This window comes from Francisella sp. XLW-1, assembly GCF_008711455.1.
GTDB lineage: Bacteria > Pseudomonadota > Gammaproteobacteria > Francisellales > Francisellaceae > Francisella > Francisella salimarina.
In genome coordinates, this window is the sequence record NZ_VXKP01000003.1 from 294,651 (window position 1) to 313,150 (window position 18,500).

Sequence of the window (18,500 nt, forward strand, 5' to 3'; positions counted from 1 at the left end):
TCGTTTACACAAAAGATAGTGTTTTATTGATATAGACAATATATAAATTGCAATAACAGCCATACTTATGTCAAAATCTAAGTAAAGTAGGAAATTGATTATGAACAAAATGTCGGGAAATAGTTACAACCTGAAAGAGTTTGGTTTTAAAGTTACTCAACCACGTGTTGAAATACTTAAACTTTTTGAAGAAAATAAAGATAAACACCTTAGTCCTGATGATGTTTTTTCTAAGCTCAAATCTCAAGGAAGTAGTACGGGAATAGCTACAGTTTACAGAGTACTAAATCAGTTTGAATCAGCAGGAATAATAAACAAACTCAAACTCGACTCTGATCAAGTTATGTACGAACTAAATCAAGGAGATCACCACGATCATATCATATGTATTGAGTGCAATGAGATACAAGAATTTTATAATGAAAAAATAGAAAAGCTACAAAAGGAAGTTGTGAAATCAATGGGTGCAGAAATGGTAGATCACAGTTTAAACATCTATATCAAATGCTATAAAAACTGTAAAAATAAAAACAAACCATCACAATCTTAAAATAAAGCCTTATAGACTTTTTCAAATGCATAGTCAGCTGTTATCAAGCACCAACTTTTACCCCTAGAGCTATATCCTGAGTATTTAACATCCAAATCACCAAGTCCATTTAATAGTTCATTAAAGAATTGTGGTATCGTGTCCAACTTATCGCCAACCAAAGCAGTCAAAGAAAGATTTTTCTCGAATTCAAACTCATCTTCACACAAATCTATTAACTCATTATTTATAGACTGGTATGTAATAGTATTAGTATCATCAATTACAAGAATTAATTCCACATCTGTGAGATTAATAACATCAGGTGTGATGTCATACTTTCTTAAAACAGCCAGAACTTTATAAACTATATCTGATAAATCTAGACTCACCAAATTAACTTTGATTAGACTCTGCCCTCGCCTCTCAGCAATAGCTCTTACCCCCTTTGTTACAATGCCTTCATTATCGTTTGTAATATAAGTACCACCACTAGCTGGATCAAATGTCGACCCTACAAATACTTTAGTACCACTTCGCATAACCGGCCAAAGTGTATCAGGATGCAAAACTTTTGCTCCAAAACCTATAAGCTCTATAGCCTCTTCAAAATTTATCTGCTTTATTACTTGTGATTTAGGTATCAATCTTGGATCAGCTTGATGTATACCCGCCACATCAGTCCAAATGTAAAGCATATCTGCACTGACCGCCTCAGCAACCAATGCAGCAGAATAATCACTTCCTCCACGACCTAGCACTACGGTTTCACCATCTAAATTTGAACCTATAAAGCCACCCATAACGTATAGCTTTCGTGAATCAGAAAAATATTTCTTTACCTGAGACTTTATATCTTTTAACAAAGGTCTAGCCTTAATATAACTGCCGTCTGCTTTTATAATTTCTCTAGCATCGATGTGTGCTGAGCTTATACCCTGTTGTTTTAGAGCATGATCGAAAATATAAGCGGAAATCCTCTCACCAAAAGACAAAATTTGTGATTGTAACCGAAACTTTGATTTATTATCAAGGTATAATTCCTGACAAAGTTTTTCAAGCTCTCTAAACAATGATGCTATCTTCTCATTTCTTGTTTGCATAACACTTTGAACAATAGGGTCTACAATACAATACAAGTCTGCAAATATTTTTTTGTAAGTATAAACATCACTTTTTATAAGCTTTTCTAATAAGTTAGTAACTCCTGCTTGAGCACTGACAACAACAACTTTTATATCTTGATTATTTTTGACTATATCAACACATTTATATATTGATGCGACCGTTCCTACACTAGTTCCACCAAACTTAGCCACACCGATTTGATTTTTCATATATTTTTTTGCTAATTAATGTTGCTTTTCAATATAATGTAAATGATAATCATTATCAATATTAAATAGCAGAGATTAAAATATGAATTTACAACCTCAACAAGCCATGTTAAAAAATCAAACAATCTGGGAATCAAACGCAAGAAACTATCCAAGAAAAAATCCTTTAGTTATAAAAAAAGCACAAGGTATTTATCTAACAGATATTGAAAATAAGAACTACATAGACTGCCTAGCAGGTGCGGGCACTATTGCTCTTGGACACAATGATCCTGAAATTACAAATGCGATATCACAAACTCTGGATAAAGGAGTTCCAATACATACATTAGACTTGCTTACAGAAGAAAAACATAGCTTTATGGAAGAGCTACTAAATACTCTACCCCAGTCTTATCATGGCAAAACAAAAGTTCAATTTTGTAGCCCAAGTGGCTCTGATGCAGTTGAAGCAGCAATCAAACTGTGCAAAACAGCAACAGGTAGAGAGAATATAATTGCTTTTCATGGTGCCTATCATGGTATGACTCATGGAACACTTTCTCTTATGGGTAATTTAGAACCCAAACAAGATATTGCCGGACTTACTCCCTATGTACATTTCCTACCTTACCCTTATTCATATCGTTGCCCTTTTGGTCTAAAAGATGAACAAAGCATAGACATAAATATTCAAATGATCTCTCGCTTATTAAAAGATCCTGAAAGTGGTATAAAAAAACCAGCCGCAATCATACTGGAACCCGTCCAAGGTGAAGGAGGTGTAATCCCAGCTCCTGTAAAATGGTTAAAGGCAATAAGAGAGCTAACTAAAGAGCTAGATATACCTCTAATTGTTGATGAAGTTCAGTGTGGTATTGGCAGAACGGGATACTTATATGCTTTTGAAAAAGCCGGTATTGACCCAGATGTAATTGTTCTATCTAAAGCACTTGGTGGAGGGTTGCCAATATCTGTAATACTATACAAAAGTTATTTAGACACTTGGAAGCCTGGTGCTCATACAGGAACATTTCGTGGTAACGTGCTTGCAATGGTTGCAGGAAGCGTTGTTCTAAAAAGAGTAAATAATACTGCTTTCCTAGAACAAGTAAGTAAAAAAGGTAATTATCTACTCGACAAACTCCATAGCCTAAAAAACAAATATAACATTATTGGTGATGTTCGTGGTTCGGGCTTGATGATTGGTATGGAAATAGTTGATATATCTTCAAAGCCAGACTCAATCGGTAGCTTGCCTGCTGATGGAAAAAAAGCTCTAGCAATCAAAAAAACTTGTTTTGATATGGGATTGATAGTTGAGTTAGGGGGTCGCTTTGGAGGAACTATTAGACTATTACCTCCTTTAACAATAACTATTGAACAAATCAATGAAGTAGTTCAAATATTAGAAGACTCAATTAAGGAGAATATATGAGTCTAAATCTTGATAATTACTTTCTAAACAGCTCTATAGAAAGTACTAATGCATATAAACAAAGTATAAAAGATACGTTAGAAATAATCACAGCTAACTTAAAGAGCTCTAACATTTTTAGTGGGCAAGAGGCAAGACAATTAGAAGGTCTAACTACTCAATATAAGATAGATAAAGAACCTAAAAAGTTAGAGAATATAATCCAGAATCAGCTTAGCGAGTTTTTTAAACATTCGCTGAATGTTAATTCTCCAACTTCCATGGCTCATTTACATTGTCCTGTAATGTTACCCTCATTAGTTGCTGAAATATTTATCTCAGCTCTAAATCAATCTATGGATTCATGGGATCAAAGCCCTATCGCCACATATATTGAACAAGCTGTTATTAACTGGTTTAGCTCTTTAATTTACAAAAATAATCCATGCTCAGATGGTATATTTACAAGTGGTGGAACTCAGTCAAACCTAATGGGACTACTTTTAGCAAGAGATCATTATTGTGAAAATGTTCTAAATCATAAAATAGCAGATTTAGGTTTGCCAAATATTGCTAATAAATTTCGTATCTTATGCACAGAAAAAACGCACTTCTCTGTGCACAAATCTCTATCGATATTGGGATTAGGTAAAAACTCAATCGAACTAATAAAAACAGATGAGAATCTTAAATTAGATGTTAAAGATTTAGCCTCAAGAATAGACTCTCTGAAAGTACAAGACTTAATTCCGATATGTATAGTTACAACTATTGGAGATACTGACTTTGGCTGTATTGATAATATCAAGTCAATAGCAGAAATAGCAAATAAACATAACATCTGGCTTCATGCAGATGCCGCTGTTGGTGGAGCTCTAATTCTTTCAAATAAACACAAAGATCGACTAGTAGGTCTTGAACTTGTTGATTCTGTAACTATTGATTTTCATAAGCTATTTTTCCAACCTGTAAGTTGTGGGGCTTTTTTCTGTAAAGATAGACAAGCATTCAAGCTTCTAAGTTACCATGCTGACTACTTAAACCCTGATAAAGATGGCTTTGATAGTATAAATTTAGTAGATAAATCGATACAAACAACTCGTAGGTTTGATGCTCTAAAAATATTTATCTCATTGCAAAATAGTGGTACTGAATTATTTGCAAAATGGATTGATCATATTATTGAGATTACAAATATAACAATTACAACTATAGAAGAAGATAATAGCCTACAACTAGCCTTTGAAGAGCAACAACACTTAAGCAATCATCTAAATACAATTGTTTTTAGGTATTATGATAAAAATTTGAATTCTAACACTCTAAATTTGATTAATAGAGAGATTCATAAGCTTATATTTCATAGTGGCAAATTTGCTATAGCTCAAACAAAAATAAATAAGAATATTTACTTAAAAATCACCCTAGTTAATCCAATGATAACATCAGAGCTGATAAGTGCCTGTCTCAAGCAAATAAGACACTATGGCAACTTAGTCAAAAATCAAATAGAGGCAAGCCAACAATGAATAAGTACGCAAATAGAATAACTCTAAAAAATTTATTAAATTGTTACTACCGTGAATTTAACAATTATGAATTATCCCGAAACAATGATGGTGGTTATAGGTTCAATATCTTTTTGAAATCTATAGATTCTAGTTTTGAAACTAATGTAAAAATTTCTCCAATATTGAAATCACCAATATGGGAGTTACCATGCTATTTAGTAAAACAAGATGAAAAAATAAAGCTCGATCCTCTTGAGGCTGTATTTTTAATTAGCAAGGAGTTAGAAAGCTCTAATGTAATCGCCTTCGATGAGTTATTAGAGAGGATAACCAACTCCGCAACAAATATTGCTCAGATATTACATTACAGAAAACACAAAATTGATGATGCCTTTGGATATGAAAACTCATTTATCACAAATGAGCAAAACTTAATAAGAGGTCATAGATTACAACCAGATCCTAAGAGTAGAGAAGGCTTCTCTAAGGAAGAGTTCGTACAATATTCTCCAGAAACAAATGGCAAGTTTCAGCTTTATTATATGTATATAAGTAAAGATATTTTAGAATCACAATCATTACTTGAAAAAAATACAGATAAGATTTTTTCAGACTTCCTAAAAAATGAGAGTATATACTATAAATCTGATAAAGATTACCAATTATTTGCTGTACATCCTTGGCAAGCAAAATATTTGGCAAAACATGATGAAATTCAAAAGTATAAAGCTCAAAAAAAGATAATAGATATCGGCATAACAGGTCCTTGGTTTTATCCAACAACCTCTGTTAGAACTGTGTACTCTCCACAAGCCAACATTATGCTGAAATTCTCGCTAAATATCGCCATAACAAATTCAGTAAGAACGAATCTAGCCAAAGAATGTAACAGAAGTTTGACGGTTCATAAACTATATACAAATCATTTACAAACTATCTTAAATAATGAATTCCCATTCTTTAAGCTAATTACAGATCCAGCCTATTGTGCAATAAAAGTTAATAATAAAATTTTTGATCCAAGTATCTGCATTATACGCAATGCCAACTTTAATCCTCAAGATGATATTGCATGTATTGCAAGTCTAACTGAACCCAATCCATTTAATGAAGCTACGCGTATTGGCTCATTAATTCAGTACTTCAGCGTACACAATAATATCTCTACTTATGAAGCTACTATCTATTGGTTTGAGACTTACTTAACAGTGGCTATTACCCCTATACTATGGCTGTATTCAAAATATGGTATCGCTCTAGAAGCTCATCAACAAAACTTGCTAGTCAAACTAGAGCATGGACTACCAGTTGAAAGCTACTATCGTGATAGCCAAGGATATTATTATATAAAAGACTATCCAGAACTCAAAAAAGCTAGTTTTGGAGATATCAGTAGTCTATGTGAAGAATCTGAAGAGTTTATAGATCATCATTTTTGCTACTATTTCGTTGTGAATCAACTTTTTTCTGTAATAGAAGCCATTACAAATACTGGCTATATTAGCGAACAAGATTTAATAAAAATAACTATAGATTTCTTAGAGGGCTTCCTAGAAAAGTATAAAACCTGCGATAAATTTATCAAAAAGATTCTAAATATAGATCAATTACCTCTAAAGGCTAATCTACGCACAAGACTTAGTGGGCTTGATGAACTACAGGCTCCTTTAACTAATCAATCTATTTATGTAAATACAAATAATCCTTTTAAGGAGGTTATATGAAAATCTATGACATTATTGGCATAGGAATTGGTCCTTTTAATCTTGGACTAGCGGCATTATTAAACGATAAACCTATCAACTGCCTTTTCTTTGATAAAAAAGATAATTTCTCTTGGCACCCTGGGTTGATGATGAACTGGACAACATTACAAGTACCATTCTTAGCTGACTTAGTAACTATGACTGATCCAACTAGTGAGTTTACTTTTCTAAACTACTTACATCAAAAAAACCGTATGTATAAATTTTACTTCAAAGAAAATTTCTTTATACCTAGACAAGAGTATAACGACTATTGCTTGTGGGTATCACAAAAGTGTAATTCTTGTAAATTTGGCTATGAAGTTATAAATATAGAGCATCAAATAGATTCCCTGAACGAGGCTTGGTGCATTACAGTAAAAGATAAAGATAATCTAGAGCAACAATACTTAACAAAGAACATTGTACTTGGGTTGGGCACATCCGCATATTTGCCAAGTAAACTTCAGAATAAAGCGAACATTCACCATAGTAGTGAATATCTAAATATAAAAGATCTAGCTCTAAAAGATCAGCACATAACGCTGATAGGTTCTGGTCAAAGTGCTGGAGAGATATTTTTAGATTTGATGAAGTCAAAAGATGATTCTACAAAAATTAGCTGGCTAACTAGAAGTAAAGGCTTTTTCCCAATGGAGTACTCTAAACTTGGTCTAGAACACTTCTCACCTGATTATATTGAGTATTTTTATAACCTGCCTAATTTAGAAAAGCCTAAACTTCTAAGTGAACAAGATTTACTCTATAAAGGAATTAGTGCTAAAACAATATCAGATATCTATGATGTCCTTTATGAACAATCTATAGAAAATAAAAACAATGCTGAATTGATTGCAAACTGTGAATGCCTAAATGTTGATAACTCACAAGATAAACTTCTCTGCTCTTTTTATCATAGTCAGCAAAATCAAGAGTTCTCAATCGCAACAGATAGAGTTATTGCAGCAACCGGATATAAAGCAAATATAAATAATGTCCTCAAAAATATAGAAGCACTAATTCAACGAGATGATAGCAATAATCTCAAAATATCTCGTGATTATAAAATAATCACGCAAAATACGTCTTTAAACATTTTTGTACAAAATGCTGAGATCAACTCTCATGGTGTAGGTACTCCTGATTTAGGATTAGGGGGTTATAGAAATGCTGTGATAATAAATACCCTTCTCAACGAAGAGATATATAAAGTATCTTCTCGAACGATTTTCTCAACATTTGGTGTTCCAAGAAAATACTTAACACAAAGAGCAAATATTAAAGTCGCATAAATTACAGGAGACTATTTATATGAAAAATCAAACAAACTACTACAAGATAGCTAGCACAAGACTATTGGAAAAGATAATTTCAGAATTTAGTTATGAAGGAATTTTTCGCCCACTACAAAAAGATATAGATCAAGAAGTATATACCTTAGAGATAAACTCAGATCTATGTTACAAATTTAAGGCTGTACAAAGAATATACGGTAACTTAATTATTGAAAAGGACTCTGTAACAAGACATGAGAGCAATAGTATGGCGCCTGCTGATGATGCTATAAAACTTATCATTGATACACTACCTATAACAAATATTGATTCTGTCACAACGGCACACTTCATAAAAGAGCTAAATAATACGATATTTGCAGATATCGCTATCTTACAAAAAGACAATATCTCAGCAAAAGACATCTATAAACTTCCATACGCTTATATAGAAGGGAACATGACTGGTCATCCCTGGTTTGTGATTAATAAAGGTCGTATTGGCTTTAATGCATCAGACTATACAAACTACGCCCCAGAGATGCAAAAAATCATCAATTTAGTGTGGATCGCCGTAAGCAAAGATTTAGTAACGTTTTCATCTGTAACAACTACTAACTATCTACAAATTACCAATAAAGAAATCAACTCAGAAACTTTAGCTAGCTTCAATAAAACCATAAAAATGAATAACAAAGACCCTAGTGATTTTTATATTTTACCTGTTCATCCATGGCAGTGGAAAAATGCTGTAATGCAACAATTCACGAAATATATAGCTGATAAAGATATTATATTTCTTGGTAAGTCAACTGATCAGCATCTAGCTATGCAATCAATAAGAACTATGTCTAATATTTCTCATCCTGAAAAACATAGTATAAAACTACCTCTAAACATACTAAATACTGCGGTTTATAGAGGTCTACCCAAAGATCAAACAATTAATGCTCCAATGCTTACAGAATGGGTTAAGAATATAGTCCAAAAAGATGAGTTTTTAGCTAAATATAATTTCATACTTCTAGGAGAGTTAGCTAGTGCCTACTGCCATCATCCTTATCAGTCAGAAGTTCCTCAGGTACCATACTACTTTACAGAGCAGTTAGGTGCAGTCTGGAGAGAAAGTATTCACACTAGACTTAAAAGTAGTGAACAGGCTATAACAATGGCTGCTTTAACTTATGTTGATGCTAATGATAAAAGTATCATTTGCGAAATGATCAAAGAATCATCTTTAGATATTGATAAATGGCTAGAAATGTTTTTTGAAAATACTGTCCCTGCCCTACTACATTTCTTATACAAATATGGCATGGTTTTCTCTCCTCATGGAGAAAATAGCATATTAATCATAGCGAATAATCTCCCTGTTGGTCTGGCTATGAAAGATTTTGTCGATGATATAAATATATGCAAAAATCCTGTTGATGAACTAAGATCGCTTCCACAACAGGTAAAAGACGCCATTCCTCAAGTTGAAGATGATTATCTTCTGCAATTTATTCATACAGGATTATTTGTTGTTCACTATAGATATATCTCTTCGATACTAGCAGACAAACTAAACTACCCCGAACTTTACTTCTATCAAAAATTAGATGAATGTATACAAAAATATCAGACAAGCAATCCTGAGCTAAAATCTCGTTTTGAACGTTTTGATCTATATAAACCAACTTTTACAAAACTATGTCTGAATAGGCTAAGAATTTTTGAAGTTGGATATAGTGATTATTCAGCAAGACCTAAGGTAATATCTACAGGTCAACTTGATAATCCTCTTTATCTTGCCCAAAGCACTAAAAATGTAGATAAATATTTATTCAAGCATAATAGAGTATCTTTTAGAGTATTTGACTTAGAACATGATTTAGATACTATTCACTCATGGATGAATAAACCTCACGTAGCAAAATTCTGGAGCTTGAATAAATCAAAGTCAGAGCTAAAAAAACATTTTTGCAATATGCTTTCAAAGCCTAACCAAAAATTACTTATATTATCGATAGATAACTCAGAAATCGCCTATGCTGAAATTTATAACACACAGACTGATCGTATCGCTAATTACTTCTCTGCTGATGATAATGAATATGGATGGCACCTACTAATTGGCCCTGAAGAAGCTATAGGTAAAGGATATTCTAAATTACTTGTAGAAGCTCTTAGCAAATATTGCTTTGATATGCTTAGTGCTAATAATGTTATCTTTGAACCTGATGTCAGAGTGATCCCTTTTCAAAAAATCGCTCCTAAAATCGGATATTCAAATCTTGGTGAGATAGCCTTACCTGAAAAACAAGCATATCTATTTAGTTGTTCAAAGAGCTCTTTTATAGAGGGTGAAACATTATGATAGACTGTGATATTTCAAAATGGCCAATAGTTAAAATGCATTTTGGTAGCTCCCCAAGCTACAAAGATGTACTTAGCTGGTTAGACAAATGCTCTCAAATACTAAAGAAACAACAAAAATTCTTAGTAATTAGTACTTTTTCTGAACAGTATCAGTTTGAGCATAAAGCACGATTAAAACAAGCAAAATGGTTTAAAGAGTCTAAACCTGAGCTTGCTAAATGGTGTCTAGGTATGATTCGTGTCACAAATGATCCTATTATGATCAAAAAGATTAATGCTCCAGCAATGGCTAAGGGTATGCCTTTTAGCTGTATTGCTGTTGATAATACATGCTCAGCATGGGAAAAAGCTCAACAAATTCTAATTGAAGATAACTTGATATGAAAAAACAACTTGATATAACCATTCTTTATTTAGCACAAGCTATATCACTATATTTCTGTACTTTTGGATTACCAACGATTCTACGCTCTGAAGGAGTCTCTTTAGAAAAAATAGGCCTTTTTAGTATCTTACTATTACCATGGGTTATCAAATTCCTATGGGCTCCTTATGTAGATAGGTTATATATCAAGAAAATAGGCCGAAGAAAAAGCTGGTTTATTGTAATGCAATTTTTAACCATAAGTCTATTTTTAATATTCTCTATTTACACTCCAAAAGACTATACCAACTATATTTTCTTATTTGCGTTTTTATTGTCCTCCATTGCAGCAACTCAAGATATAGCAATTGATGGATTTTCAATAGAACAAACAAAAGCTAAAAGCTTACAGTGGAGCAACTTTTGTAGAGTAATTGGCACTACTCTAGGTAGCATGATTGGTGGAGCATCTCTAATTGCGCTATACAAAATTTTAGGCTGGCATCAAATTACTCTATATATGACTTTGATAAGTTTATGCATTTGCGCCTATATGTTTCTTATAAATGAAAATCATCAAAACGAAGAATACCGGCACCACATACCATCTCTAAAGTCTTTCTTTAGTAGAAATGAAACCAGAATATTGTTACTTATGTGTTTGAGCTACAGAGCCTGTGAAGGTTTGGTTATGGGAATGCAATCATCATTTTTGGTAGATTCTCACATTCCGCTAACAACGATAGGCATAGTTATGGGAACTGGTAGTGCATTAATAGGTGTTTGTGGTGCAGCTGTTATTAGTTATCTCTTCAACTTTTATAAAGAAACTATTCTTTTGACAATATTGGCAGTAATCAGAGGCTTTTGCTATTTCTCTCTAGGATTTATAAGTTTTTATGGCATTGATAATCAAATATTTATCTTTGGAATTGTATTATTAAATATGGCTTCTCGACTTATGGAGATGATAGTTCTATATACTATATTCATGAAATTTAGCTCAAAAGATCAAGCAGGCACTGACTTTACGGTTTTGGTATGTGCTGAACTTCTAATCTATATACTAGGAATGTCACTTAGTGGTTTCTTAGCTGCGAATATTGGTTACTCAATGCTTTTCACACTAGGTGGTATTATTTCCATACCAGGGTATTTGATAGCATTACTATTATTACAAAAATTATTCCCTAGCGAGAGTGCTAAGCCTATTATATTGAATAGATAAGCTAATTTATTCATTTGCCATAAATGATATTGATTATCATTATCATAGTGATATTATCTAAGTTCTAATTTGTTACTTCCAATGCAATAACATTATCATGAATTCTAAAATTACAGCTCCTATAGTTATATATATACTTATTTTATTATCTTACAGCACATCTTTCTCAAACACTAATGGTCAAGAGCTTAGCTTAAATGAAGAAGCTATCATTGAACTACAGCAGCAGATACGTAAATTACAAGCGGATATTATTGATATGGAAGAAAGCTCGCAAAATGCTAACCAATTAACGACATACGAATCAAGAATAACGAAGCAAGATCCTAATGATATAAATTTGGTATTTGGAGATAGTGCAAATGCTTACGAAATTAGCACTAGTATAAATTCAAATAACTCAATCATCGATTTAAGAAATAGTCCAGTTGGTGGTATTTTTGGTCACAATGGTGCTATCAACGTTGGAGATGCTCCTGCTATCACAACAAGAGGACAAGTAACATTTTTAGGAGCCTACTCAGGTAATAACAGTATACCTATAGGAATGATATCAGGCAGTCTATTCTCATCTACGGTAATCGGACAACGCAACAAATTTAATGACTATGCTATATTTTTAGGTGGAAAAATAGAAGTCGATGCTCAAGTATGGTCTGGTAGTGAAGGAATCTCAAATGGTTACACTCTCTCTGGCAATGGTCAAAATATTTCTTTAACATCCTCCACACTATATTTTTTAGCCAATGTCGGACACTACGTTACTGCTCAGTTTGATATCAGTACCAGTGAGCTTAACAATTTTGGTTTAGGTAATGCTTTTGTTATATTTGGTAACCTAGATACATCGCCACTATTTGTAACTGCTGGAAGAAGTAGGCTTTCTGTGGGTGCTTTTGGAGGTGGTGGCCCATGGACTGGTGGTATAACAGGATTTCTGGCACCGGGTAGAACAACGAATATATCATTAAATTATAAAGATGACATTCTAAATGCTAATATAGCAGTCTTTGGATCTGATGATAATCGTATAAATTTTTCAACTGGACTATTCTATGCTGAGCGTTGGACTGAGAGCCTAGCTGTTGGCTTTAATACAGGTTATGTCTTTAATATTGCTGGAGCTGGTAATGCTTCTTTTAGCAAGTTTCTGGAGAATCAAAACTCTTCAAAAGATAATATTGGCAGCTTCAACATTAATGGTAACCTTACTTACACCATAGGCGGCGGTTTTTTAAACCTAGGAACAGGTTGGGCAAGTACTACAAATAGAAAAGACTTTAACGGTAGTAATCAAAATGTCTTAGCTGGAGGTTGGTATGCTGCAGCAAACTATTCATTACAACTTGGCGGTAGAAACACAAACTTTGGCGTATCATATGGGCAAACATATAATTCTGCTAATATACCGATGTCATTACCAGCATCTCCACTGTTATTTGGCCAATCTCCATCTGGAATCAAAAATCAGCTAATTTTATCAACTCAACGTGCATATTTTGACAACAATGTCTTAATAGGCCCAGAGTATTCATATCAAAAGTTATATAACAATAAACATATGAATACTTTCACTATAGACATTGCTGTATACATGTAGTTACTAAGTTAACACTAAGCTAAAGTATTACTATTATTTAGTTTATTTTTTGTAGACATGAGAAAACTTAGTCTGGTTTTTTGGACGTTAACCACTTCCTTAACTGAATTATGTTATGCCGATGCAAGATCACAAATTATTATAGAGAATAACTGTTCAGCCCCAATATCATTCAGTATATCTCCAGGAAATAGCACTGGAAACGCCATAAATAACCAAGTATTAGATACAAATCAGTATATCAATGTTGGACAGTATACCAATGATAAATTTGTAGATTACAACTCAGCTATAGATATAAATTTCCATTCTGAGAATTTACAATATAATGGTTCAATACAATATAATCTAAAAAATGGTTGGACTATTAATAGTGCAAATTTTGATAATTTGAATGGTGATATAGCTATAGAGCATCAAAATAATGATTTTGACTATAGTTGGCATAGCTACACAACAACACTAAAATATCGTATACCTATATTTACAATTTCCGCATGTCCAAAATTCACAAGTCCACAAAATTCAAAACTCAAAGACATAGAAAGAATACTTATATTTGGAGATAGTCTAAGCGATACAGGCAACTTATATGGTTATACAAATGGAATTATCCCAAGATCAACTCCTTATTATAGAGGTATGTTTTCTAATGGCTCAGTTTGGACAACGATGTTAAGTGGAACTCTAGAAAATAAAATCCCAATCAGTAATTATGCTGTTGGAGGAGCTACCGCTGTCTTTGAGCCATCTTGGACAGATCTTGGCCTACCCTATACAATAGGTACTGAGCTTCAAGCATATTCTCTAGATGACGGGGCTCACGATACCGCTAAAAATCTAGCAATATTTTTTATTGGTGCAAATGACTATCTAACAATATCAGCCAATCAAGACCCTAACTCTCTCAAGAATATTGCTACCGAGGTTACTGACAAGATTATAGCAGCTATCAAAACTGTGAATGCACAAAAAACTCTAGTTATTGGACTGCCTAATCTGGGATTGACACCAGAGTCAAAAAATATAGGTAACCAAAACCTCTTAAAAGAAGTATCTTCGCTACATAACCAAATTCTAAAACAGTTTGCTGAAAATCAGACTAATATAGAGTTTGTAGATATGAATCCAATATTCGAGATGCTTGTTAATGATACTGATAATTTCAACAAAAAATATCACACTTCGATAAACCCAAACAAAACCAACCAAAGTTGTTGGAGTGGTGGTTATTTCTCTTATAATCCAGATGGTCAAAATCCAAAAGATTTTTATGAAAACCTATTAAGAAGCAACTCCAAGCCTGTTCTACTTCAAGAATCTGAGAATATTTCATCAGGAGAGCTAGATATGAGTAAAATTCCTCTGACTCCAGATATTACTAGTGCAATTTTAGCTGCTGAAACCGGTAAATTATGTGATAATCCTCAAGAATATATATTCTGGGATGGTGTCCATCCAACCTATCAAGTGCATAAAGCGCTATTTGAATATATCGCTAACGAGTATTTAGGAATAAATATATAGATAGAAGACTTAATCGAAATAGCCACCAGCGACAAAACGATCAATAAAATGTTGGCTAAAGTGCATTTTATTCAATTTAACATTTTCCAAAAGTTGTTGGTATTGGCCTGACTTAAAAATATAATCAAGGACATAAAAAACATTTCCCTTACCAACTACCTTTTCAACCTTTTCTTCAAACTTAGAAAAGTCGGTTTTCTCATCAATATAATCATCTAATAAAGAACAAAGCTTATCTATAGTTTTCTCATCAGCTCTGTCAAAGTATTTTGCAACCTCATAATGAAACTCATACTTACTATCATGAAAAAATGGGTATACATTTCCTTTCCAAGCAACTTTATAACTATCATCAACATAGTCACTACTCAAAACATTTAGCTTCATAAGATGATAGTAAAATTTATTTGTATTCATTTGATTTTCCTATTTTATTTATTAAGCTCTTCTTGAACTATTTGGTTAACTTGCTTAGGATTTGCCTTGCCTTTACTAGCTTTCATAGCCTGACCTACGAAAAAGCCCATAAGCTTAGTTTTACCAGCTTTAAAGTCAGCAGCTTGTTGAGGGTTCGCAGCAATTATACCTTGAACTAGCTCTCTTATTGCACCCTCATCTGATACTTGTTTCAAACCTAGTTTCTCGATAATATTAGCAACAGATGTAGCTGACTCAATATATTCTGCTATGACTTTCTTAGCATTCGCTTGTGAGATAACATCTTTTTGGACATTATCAATAATCTCTAATAGAATCTCAGCAGGGATTATATCTGCTGAAAACTCTTTTTCCGCTCTATTAAGAGTTGATATTAGATCAACTGTTATCCAGTTATACGCTGGCTTATAACCTATCACAGTCGCTACCTGATCATAGTAATCTGCTATCTCAAGATTTGATAATAAAAACTCAACTTCTTGATCAGCTAAATGCTCACGATAGGCTGCTTCACGCTCTTCTGGCTTGAGTGGCATCTGCTTTTTGATACTTTCGATATATTCATCAGTTATTACCAACGGTAATAAATCTGGATCTGGGAAATAACGATAATCAAAAGCATCCTCTTTTGCACGCATTGAACGTGTTTCATTTGCATCAGCATCATATAGACGAGTTTCTTGAACAACTTCTCCTCCAGACTCTAGCACAGCTATTTGACGAGCATATTCATACTCAATCGCTTTATCAATAAATCTAAAAGAGTTTATGTTTTTAAGTTCTGCACGAGTACCAAACTTATCTTGGCCTTGTGGCCTAATTGACAAGTTGACATCACATCTAAACGAGCCTTCTTGCATATTACCATCACATATACCCAAATGTTTGACTAGCTGATGAAGCTTCTTAAGATAAGAAACCACCTCTTCAGATGACCTAAAATCAGGATATGTAACTATTTCTAAAAGTGGTGTACCTGCACGGTTATAATCTAATCCTGTCTCGCCAGCTACATAACCATGAACTGATTTCCCAGCATCTTCTTCTAGATGAGCTCGCTCAATTCTGATAGTTTTGGTTCCATTAGAAGTTTCAATCTCTAGATTACCCTCTTGTACTATTGGATTATGAGATTGACTAATCTGGTAGCCTTTTGGTAAATCTGGATAAAAGTAATTCTTACGTGCGAAGAAACTATCCTTTGATATTTTAGCATCTACAGCTAAACCAAATATAACAGCCTTACGAATAGCTTCTTTATTTACTACAGGCAAAGTTCCTGGCAAACCTAAATCTAAAAATGCAGCCTGAGTATTTTGATGCTGCCCATATTTTGTTGCAGAAGTCGAAAACAGCTTAGATTTAGTACTTAACTGAATATGGACCTCTAGCCCTATCACCATTTCCCAATTCACTATTAAATCCTCGCTTGTTCTAAAATAAATTCTTCAATACCATAACTATTTTGATATTGTGTGACCATTTGTGTCAAAACATTATCATTAAATGCTTTAGCCATGAACTGACCACCAACAGGTAAATCATTAGCAAAACCAATCGGAAAAGCTATTGCTGGTAGACCTGATATATTAGCTGGTATAGTATAAATATCTGATAGATATGCCGAAACAGGATCTAACTTATCGCCTTTTTTGAAAGCTTCACTTGGAGCTGCAGGCATGAATATAACATCAACTTGCTCAAATATTTGATTAATTTGATCAGTCATTACCTTACGTAGCTGCTGAGCCTTATTATAATAAGAGTCATACTGACTTGATGCTAACACATAGTTACCTATCATAATTCTACGCTTAACCTCTTCACCAAAACCATCAGTACGAGATTTTCTGTATAATTCATCTAAGTCTCTAGCTTCTGGATTACGGTAGCCATATCTAATACCATCATATCTAGCTAGGTTAGCAGCTGCTTCTGCTGGTGTTATGATATAGTAAGTTGAAAGAGCCTCTTTTAAGTCAGGGATCTTAACTGACTTTATTTCGGCTCCTAGCTTTTTGAAATTATCAAGAGTTTTTGACACAGCTTCTTGTATTTGTGCTGGCAGGTCTTTGATCAAACTTTCATCAACACCAATTACTTTACCTGCGATATCTTTCTCTAAATCTTGTGTAAAATGATTTTCTTTTACACCAACACAGGTAGAATCATACTGACACTCTCCAGAGATAGTATCCAACATAATAGCTACATCTTCTGCATAATGTCCAAAAATACCTGCTTGATCAAAAGATGATGCAAAAGCTACCATACCAAATCTTGAAGTACTTCCATAAGTTGGCTTCATAGCTGTTAGACCACAAAAACTCGCAGGCTGTCTCACAGATCCACCAGTATCTGAACCTGTACTAACAGGAACAAATCCTGCAGCTACCGCAGCTGCTGAACCACCTGAAGATCCACCTGGTACTCTCTCCAAGTCCCAAGGATTACTAACAGCTCCATAATAGCTATGCTCATTAGTTGAGCCCATAGCGAACTCATCCATATTTAACTTACCAAGAGTTACCATACCTTGATCTTTACAGTTTTTTGTAACTGTTGAATGATATGGAGCTACGAAGTTATCTAACATCTTAGAAGCTGCTGTTGTTTTGATACCTTTTGTACAAAAAAGATCTTTATGCAAAATAGGTATACCAGTCAACAAACTTTGCTTACCTGCAGAAATAATAGCATCAGCATTTTCTGCTTCTTTTAGTGCCTCTGCTTCACATATTGTAATTACAGAGTTTATGGTTTTATCTTGGTCTTTTATTTTTGCTAGATATTGCTTAGTCAGCTCAACTGTTGTGACTTCACCACTATCTAACCTTGCTCTCAATTTTTTAATATATGACATTGCTCACCCTATTTAACAACCTGTGGCACCATAAAATAATCATCAACTACTTCACAAGCAAATTTATCAAAACTTGCTCGATTATCTTGATCTTGAGGAATATCTTCACGAAATTTAAAATCAACACTAATTGGAGAAACCATCGGCGTAACTCCATTAGCATCAAAATTCTTGACGGCATCAAGAATCTCACAAATATTGGTAAGATCTTGAGTATATTGCTCTAACTGCTGCTCATTCAAATCAAAACAAGATAGCTTAGCAATATGTTTTACTAGTTTTTTATCCATTTAAACACCTAAATAAATCATTAGAAACAAATACTCC

15 protein-coding genes are annotated in these 18,500 nt (G+C 33.5%); 10 read left to right on the forward strand and 5 right to left on the reverse strand.

All coding sequences use genetic code 11. The features are described 5' to 3' along the window. The first annotated feature begins 109 nt into the window (after positions 1–109). A complete protein-coding gene (locus F3D59_RS06205; RefSeq protein WP_150464232.1) occupies positions 110–550 on the forward strand; it encodes a Fur family transcriptional regulator in 441 nt (146 codons plus the stop codon). Here the strand turns inward: F3D59_RS06205 and F3D59_RS06210 are convergent. Beyond that, positions 547–1,866 carry an aspartate kinase gene (locus tag F3D59_RS06210; RefSeq protein WP_150464195.1) on the reverse strand — a complete coding sequence of 440 codons (1,320 nt, stop codon included), beginning with the start codon at positions 1,864–1,866 and terminating at the stop codon, positions 547–549. The two genes, F3D59_RS06205 and F3D59_RS06210, sit on opposite strands and share 4 nt — an antisense overlap. A gap of 82 nt (positions 1,867–1,948) precedes the next feature. Between F3D59_RS06210 and F3D59_RS06215 the strand changes: the two genes are divergently transcribed. From F3D59_RS06215 to F3D59_RS06255, 9 genes are all read left to right on the forward strand, one after another. Further along, positions 1,949–3,283 (forward strand): diaminobutyrate--2-oxoglutarate transaminase family protein, encoded by a 1,335-nt coding sequence (locus tag F3D59_RS06215; protein WP_150464196.1) that lies wholly within the window; start codon positions 1,949–1,951, stop codon positions 3,281–3,283. Then, positions 3,280–4,791, forward strand: a complete 1,512-nt coding sequence (locus tag F3D59_RS06220; RefSeq protein WP_150464197.1) for a pyridoxal phosphate-dependent decarboxylase family protein — start codon at positions 3,280–3,282, stop codon at positions 4,789–4,791. Before F3D59_RS06215 ends, F3D59_RS06220 begins: the two co-directional genes overlap by 4 nt. Further along, complete coding sequence (locus F3D59_RS06225) at positions 4,788–6,497, forward strand: IucA/IucC family protein (RefSeq protein ID WP_150464198.1); 1,710 nt, start codon at positions 4,788–4,790, stop codon at positions 6,495–6,497. Before F3D59_RS06220 ends, F3D59_RS06225 begins: the two co-directional genes overlap by 4 nt. Next, the gene (locus tag F3D59_RS06230) at positions 6,494–7,810 is read left to right on the forward strand and encodes a lysine N(6)-hydroxylase/L-ornithine N(5)-oxygenase family protein (protein WP_150464199.1); all 1,317 of its coding nucleotides are present in this window, start codon (positions 6,494–6,496) and stop codon (positions 7,808–7,810) included. The genes F3D59_RS06225 and F3D59_RS06230 overlap by 4 nt, the downstream gene beginning before the upstream one ends. Positions 7,811–7,829: 19 nt before the next feature. Next, positions 7,830–10,151: a GNAT family N-acetyltransferase gene (locus F3D59_RS06235; protein ID WP_150464200.1), complete on the forward strand. Its 2,322-nt coding sequence runs from the start codon at positions 7,830–7,832 to the stop codon at positions 10,149–10,151. Beyond that, on the forward strand, positions 10,148–10,537 hold the full coding sequence (locus F3D59_RS06240; RefSeq protein WP_150464201.1) for a hypothetical protein: 390 nt from the start codon (positions 10,148–10,150) through the stop codon (positions 10,535–10,537). The genes F3D59_RS06235 and F3D59_RS06240 overlap by 4 nt, the downstream gene beginning before the upstream one ends. Beyond that, positions 10,534–11,745: an MFS transporter gene (locus F3D59_RS06245; protein WP_150464202.1), complete on the forward strand. Its 1,212-nt coding sequence runs from the start codon at positions 10,534–10,536 to the stop codon at positions 11,743–11,745. The genes F3D59_RS06240 and F3D59_RS06245 overlap by 4 nt, the downstream gene beginning before the upstream one ends. A gap of 97 nt (positions 11,746–11,842) precedes the next feature. Then, a complete protein-coding gene (fslE, locus tag F3D59_RS06250) occupies positions 11,843–13,345 on the forward strand; it encodes a rhizoferrin import outer membrane protein FslE (RefSeq protein ID WP_150464203.1) in 1,503 nt (500 codons plus the stop codon). Between the two features lie 57 nt (positions 13,346–13,402). Continuing rightward, positions 13,403–14,872: an SGNH/GDSL hydrolase family protein gene (locus F3D59_RS06255; protein ID WP_150464204.1), complete on the forward strand. Its 1,470-nt coding sequence runs from the start codon at positions 13,403–13,405 to the stop codon at positions 14,870–14,872. 9 nt (positions 14,873–14,881) lie between these two features. Here the strand turns inward: F3D59_RS06255 and F3D59_RS06260 are convergent, their stop codons facing one another. The 4 genes from F3D59_RS06260 to gatC are packed head-to-tail and all read right to left on the reverse strand — an operon-like array spanning position 14,882 to position 18,463. Then, positions 14,882–15,289 (reverse strand): hypothetical protein, encoded by a 408-nt coding sequence (locus tag F3D59_RS06260; RefSeq protein WP_013922293.1) that lies wholly within the window; start codon positions 15,287–15,289, stop codon positions 14,882–14,884. Between the two features lie 14 nt (positions 15,290–15,303). Further along, complete coding sequence (gene gatB, locus F3D59_RS06265; RefSeq protein ID WP_150464205.1) at positions 15,304–16,725, reverse strand: Asp-tRNA(Asn)/Glu-tRNA(Gln) amidotransferase subunit GatB; 1,422 nt, start codon at positions 16,723–16,725, stop codon at positions 15,304–15,306. A 2-nt stretch (positions 16,726–16,727) separates the two neighbouring features. After that, positions 16,728–18,173, reverse strand: coding sequence for an Asp-tRNA(Asn)/Glu-tRNA(Gln) amidotransferase subunit GatA (gene gatA / locus F3D59_RS06270; RefSeq protein WP_150464206.1), 1,446 nt, complete (start codon positions 18,171–18,173; stop codon positions 16,728–16,730). 8 nt (positions 18,174–18,181) lie between these two features. Next, positions 18,182–18,463 (reverse strand): Asp-tRNA(Asn)/Glu-tRNA(Gln) amidotransferase subunit GatC, encoded by a 282-nt coding sequence (gene gatC / locus F3D59_RS06275; protein ID WP_013922290.1) that lies wholly within the window; start codon positions 18,461–18,463, stop codon positions 18,182–18,184. Between the last annotated feature and the right edge of the window lie 37 nt (positions 18,464–18,500).